The organism is Flintibacter sp. (assembly GCF_046973065.1).
In genome coordinates, this window is sequence record NZ_JBKVXZ010000031.1 from 37,257 (window position 1) to 42,176 (window position 4,920).

Genomic DNA, 4,920 nt, shown 5'->3' on the forward strand with positions numbered 1-4,920 from the left:
CGCGTTCCTTTCGAGCCCAAGTCTGACCGTCCTTTCTACTGCAGCGAGTGCTTCGCCAAGATGCGCGAGCAGCAGGGCTAATTTTTAGAACCAGGATAAAAGGGCGCCCAGCCGGGCGTCCTTTTTCTGTATTCAGGGAGAAAAATCGGGCTGTTTTTCCACCGCAACTCCGGGTTGCGGAAGTTCCACCCCAAGCTGGTAGTATTAGAGAGGCTGGTTTGCTAGGATAGGGCCGAAAGGAGGCGAGGGTATGACGATCGGAGAAATCATCCAAAGAGAGCGTACCCGCCTGGGCCTGTCCCAGGAAAAGCTGGCCGAGCAGGTGGGGGTATCCCGCCAGGCGGTGAGCAAGTGGGAGCTGGGGGACGCAGTACCCGACACAGACAAGCTGGTCCCTTTGGTGCGGAGTGCTCCTAAGTTTGTGGGAGCGTACTGCGGATGTCCGCTTCCCAAGCCCTCTATGACCAGATAGAAACTGATCGGCAAAACCTGGATCGATATCAGGGAGACGCGTTGTGGGAGCATCTTGACCAAATCCCGGAAGGATATCTCAATGGGGATGGCTACTTACAGACAGTCGCCCTGTGCAATCAGGGTCTCTTGATCTTGGTGTTGGGTGTGGTTTTGGGCGCGGTGCTCTTTTTCCTGGGGCGCCGGATCGTTTGCCGCCGCTGGAAAGAAAACGAGGAAAAATCCATTGCAAAATAGCGCGAGTTAGGATATACTATCATCATCCTAATGACTAACTGGAGGAATCCTGCTATGACCATTACTAAAGACACCATCATTGGTGATATTCTGAACATCGCCCCTCAGACTGCGCCCCTGTTCATGAACATCGGCATGCACTGCCTGGGCTGCCCCGCTTCCCGGGGTGAGACCGTGGAGCAGGCCTGCATGGTTCACGGGGTGGATCCCGACGAGCTGCTGGCCGCGGTCAACAAGATGATCGCTGAGGGCGAATAAAACCAAGGAATGAAAGATGGGGGCGGAGGGGTTCCGCCCCCATTTTTTGCGGAGGTTCCCGGTATGAAATTGGTGCTGTTCATGGGAAGCCCCAGAAAAAATGGCAATACCGCCGCCCTGGCGGCACCCTTCCTGGAGGAGTGCGGACAGTTGGGGGTCGAGGCAGAGACCGTTTGGCTCTATGACAAGACCATCCTGCCCTGTCTGGGCTGCAAGACCTGCCAGGACCGGACGGACGGCCTAGGCTGCGTGCAGGAAGACGATATGGCCGACCTGTTCGGAGCTATGGAGCGCAGCGATACCATTGTTCTGGCTACCCCCATTTACGGCTGGTTCTGTACCGCCCCCATGAAGGCGCTGATGGACCGGGCCGTGTACGCCGGCACCAAAAATTACGGCCGGGTAAAGGGACCGTCTCTGCTCCGGGGTAAGAACCTTGCCACCATCGTCACCTGCGGTTATCCTCCGGAGAAGGGAGCTGACCTGTGGGAGGCTGGGCTGCGCCGCTGGTGCCGCCACAGCGGATTACATTGGCAGGGGATGCTCTGTGGCCGGGATATGGGCCCCGGCGTCCCATTTTTAACACAAGACAAGCTGGCCGCCGCCCGGGATTTTGTCCGGTCGCTCATTCAAAAGGCCGGCGGGGAGGACTTATGAAACAACATATCGAACTCTCGCCCCGGCTGCGGCTGGCGGCTGATCTGGTGCCCCAGGGGGCGCGGCTGGCCGATGTGGGCACCGACCACGCCTATTTACCCGCCTGCCTGCTGCTGGAGGGCAAGATCCCCTGGGCCATTGCCTCCGACCTGCGGAAGGGTCCGCTGGACCGTGCCCGTGAGACGGCCCGGCAGTATGGCTGCGGGGATAAGATGGCCTTCCGGCTGTGCAACGGTCTGGCAGGCATCCGTCCCGGTGAGGTGGACGCCATCGTCATCGCCGGGATGGGGGGCGAGACCATTGCCCAGATCCTGGAGGCCGCCCCTTGGGTTTTGGAGGAGAAGATTCCCCTGATCCTCCAGCCCATGAGCTCCCTGCCCGAGCTGCGGAAGTGGCTGGGCCAACATGGCTACGCCATTGCCAAGGAACAGCTGGCCCGGGAAGGGGAGACCCTGTATGTGGTGATGCGGGTGACGACGGGAGAGATGGGTACTCAGACGCCCGGTCAGCTCTGGGCCGGACGGCAGAGCCGGGACCCTCTGCGGGGAGAGTACCTGGACCATCTGACCCAGAAACTGCGCCGTGCTCTGGACGGCATGTCCAAGGGCAAAGGGGAACAGATCCAGGCGCGGCGCCAGGCGCTGGAAGGCGTATATAAGGAAATGCTAGCAATGAAAGAGGAGTGGCAGCAATGGCAACTGTAAAGGATATTTACTGTGCAATGGATGAGTGGGCCCCCTTTGAGACCCAGATGGATTTTGACAACGCCGGCTTTCTGGTGGGCCGGGGAGAAGCTAAGGCAGACAAGATTCTGGTGGCGCTGGATATCACCCAGGAGGTGGTGGAGGAGGCGGCCAAGCTGGGCTGTCAGCTCATTGTGTCCCACCACCCGGTAATCTTTCACCCGGTCAAGGCGGTCACCGATGAGAGCGTCACTGGGTGCACCCTGTTGGCGCTGACGGAGGAGAAGATCGCCGCCATCTGCTGCCACACCAATCTGGACGCTGCCCAGGACGGGGTGAATGACTGTCTGGCCCAGGCGCTGGGTCTTCAGGAGGTCACCCAGCTCCACCCCGATGGAGTGGACCGGGCAGGCCGCACCTACGGCATCGGCCGGGTGGGGATGTGCCACCAGCCCGGCATGAGCGCGGCGGACTACGCCGGCCGGGTCAAGCTGCTGCTGGGCGCTGCGGGAGTGCGGTACACCGATGGAGGCCGCCCGGTGCGCCGGGTGGCGGTGGGCGGCGGCGCCTGCGGCTCCATGCTGGCCGATGCGGTGGCCATGGGCTGCGACACCTTTGTCACCGCCGATGTGAAGTATGACCAGTTCCTGGAGGCCCGGGCGCTGGGCGTCAACCTGCTGGACGCCGGCCACTACGCCACCGAGAACGTGATCTGTGACCGGATGGCTCAGTACCTGTCCAAGCGCTTCCCTGAGGTGAGCGTGCTGGTCTCCCACCGGCACAAGGAAGCCTGCGCCTGCGTGTAAGGAGGAAAAAACAGGGGAAAATTGTACCCTTGCCTTGTGCATTGGTGCTGCCTGTGCTAAAATAAAATATTAGCGTGTAGAATATACCAACACGGATCTTTGATCGCTGATATAGAGGTGTCGTTAAGGATGAAAATAGTGGTATTGGCCGGCGGCCTGAGCCCCGAGCGCAACGTATCCCTGTCCTCCGGAGCCATGGTGTGCGAGGCCCTGCGCTCCAAGGGACACAAGGTGGCCCTGATGGACCTGTTCTTTGGCGTGGAGGGGACCGACCGTACGGTGGACCCCTTTGAGGCCCCCATTCCCCAGGCCTTTAAAAAGGTCAGCCCCGAGGCTCCCGACCTGGCTCAGGTGCGGGCGAGCCGGAAGGATACCAGCCCCTCCGCCATTGGGCAGGGCGTGCTGGAGCTGTGTGCCCAGGCGGACGTAGTCTATCTGGCCCTCCACGGGGCATGCGGAGAGGACGGCCGTATCCAGGCCACCCTGGATCTGCTGGGCGTTCCCTATACCGGTTCGGGCTGCCTGGGCTCGGCCATCGCTATGGATAAGGATATGACCAAGCGTCTGGTAGCCCACAAGGTACGCACCCCCAGCTGGTGCACCGTCACCGTGACGGAGGAGAACCTGGAGCAGCTCATGGAAGAGACCAAGCTGCCTGTGGTGGTCAAACCCATCGCCAGCGGCTCCTCCATCGGCGTGACCATCGCCCACACCAAGGACGACCTGCGCCGTGGTCTGGAGGAGAGCATCCGCCTGGGCGGCCGCACCGTACTGGAGCAGTACGTAAAGGGCCGCGAGATCCAGGTGGCGGTGCTCAACGGAAAGGCTCTGCCCTCCATTGAGATCATTCCTCAGGCCGATTTCTACGACTACGCCAACAAGTACCAGCCCGGCGCCGCCCGGGAGGTATGCCCCGCTGAGATCCCCTCCGAGTGGGAGAAGAAGGTAGGGGACGCGGCGGTGGCCGTGTTTGAGGAGCTGGGTCTGGCCGTATACTCCCGTGCCGACTTCATCGTCACCGAGGACGGAGAGGCCTACTTCCTGGAAATCAACACCCTGCCCGGCATGACCCCCACCAGCCTGGTGCCCCAGGAGGCGGCCGCGGTGGGTATGGACTATGCCACCCTGTGTGAGACCATTGTGGCCTCCTCCCTGAAGGCCCGCAAGGAAGGAGCATAACCGTATGGAGACCATCACTGTTGGCCAACTGCTGGATGCGGTACACGGCACTCTGCTGGGCGGCTCCCAGGACATGGAATTGACCGTGAGCGGGGTGGATACCGACAGCCGGGATATCCATCCCGGCTCCCTGTTCATCCCTCTGGTGGGGGAGCGGTTTGACGGCCACGCCTATATCACCTCCGCCCTGGAGGCGGGGGCTGCGGGCTGCCTGACCGCCCGTGTGCGTACCGACTACCGGGAGGACAAGTTCTACATCCAGGTGGGCAACACCGAACGGGCCCTGCGGGACCTGGCCGCCTGGTATAAAGACCGCTTTCAGATCCCCTTTGTGGGCATCACCGGCAGTGTGGGCAAGACCACAGCCAAGGATATGATCGCGGCGGTGCTTTCCGTTAAGTACAAGGTGCTGAAGACGGAGGGCAACTTTAATAACAACATTGGCCTGCCCCTGACCCTGCTGCGTCTGGACCACACCCACCAGGTGGGCGTGCTGGAGATGGGCATGGATAAGCCGGGGGAGATCGACTACCTCAGCGATATCGTGCGACCCGAGGTGGGAGTCATCACCAACATCGGTGACGCCCACATCGAAAAGCTGGGCAGCCGGGAGAACATCTTCAAGGCCA

8 protein-coding genes are annotated in these 4,920 nt (G+C 61.4%); all 8 read left to right on the plus strand.

Translation table 11 applies throughout. The features are described 5' to 3' along the window. A partial coding sequence (locus ACLTXB_RS11685) for a CxxC-x17-CxxC domain-containing protein (RefSeq protein WP_428227114.1) occupies nucleotides 1-81 on the plus strand: 81 nt, incomplete at its 5' end. A 169-nt stretch (nucleotides 82-250) separates the two neighbouring features. Next, on the plus strand, nucleotides 251-472 hold the full coding sequence (locus tag ACLTXB_RS11690) for a helix-turn-helix domain-containing protein (RefSeq protein WP_428227108.1): 222 nt from the start codon (nucleotides 251-253) through the stop codon (nucleotides 470-472). A gap of 290 nt (nucleotides 473-762) precedes the next feature. Further along, entirely contained in the window at nucleotides 763-966 is a 204-nt protein-coding gene (locus ACLTXB_RS11695) for a DUF1858 domain-containing protein (protein ID WP_008980611.1), read from the plus strand. A 63-nt stretch (nucleotides 967-1,029) separates the two neighbouring features. After that, nucleotides 1,030-1,623 (plus strand): flavodoxin family protein, encoded by a 594-nt coding sequence (locus tag ACLTXB_RS11700; protein ID WP_428227109.1) that lies wholly within the window; start codon nucleotides 1,030-1,032, stop codon nucleotides 1,621-1,623. Beyond that, nucleotides 1,620-2,327, plus strand: a complete 708-nt coding sequence (locus ACLTXB_RS11705) for a tRNA (adenine(22)-N(1))-methyltransferase (RefSeq protein ID WP_428227110.1) — start codon at nucleotides 1,620-1,622, stop codon at nucleotides 2,325-2,327. The genes ACLTXB_RS11700 and ACLTXB_RS11705 overlap by 4 nt, the downstream gene beginning before the upstream one ends. Beyond that, nucleotides 2,315-3,112 carry a Nif3-like dinuclear metal center hexameric protein gene (locus ACLTXB_RS11710; RefSeq protein ID WP_428227111.1) on the plus strand — a complete coding sequence of 266 codons (798 nt, stop codon included), beginning with the start codon at nucleotides 2,315-2,317 and terminating at the stop codon, nucleotides 3,110-3,112. Before ACLTXB_RS11705 ends, ACLTXB_RS11710 begins: the two co-directional genes overlap by 13 nt. A gap of 129 nt (nucleotides 3,113-3,241) precedes the next feature. Further along, the gene (locus ACLTXB_RS11715; RefSeq protein ID WP_428227112.1) at nucleotides 3,242-4,291 is read left to right on the plus strand and encodes a D-alanine--D-alanine ligase family protein; all 1,050 of its coding nucleotides are present in this window, start codon (nucleotides 3,242-3,244) and stop codon (nucleotides 4,289-4,291) included. A 4-nt stretch (nucleotides 4,292-4,295) separates the two neighbouring features. Further along, nucleotides 4,296-4,920: UDP-N-acetylmuramoyl-tripeptide--D-alanyl-D-alanine ligase (locus tag ACLTXB_RS11720; RefSeq protein WP_428227113.1), on the plus strand; the 625-nt coding region annotated here is incomplete at its 3' end.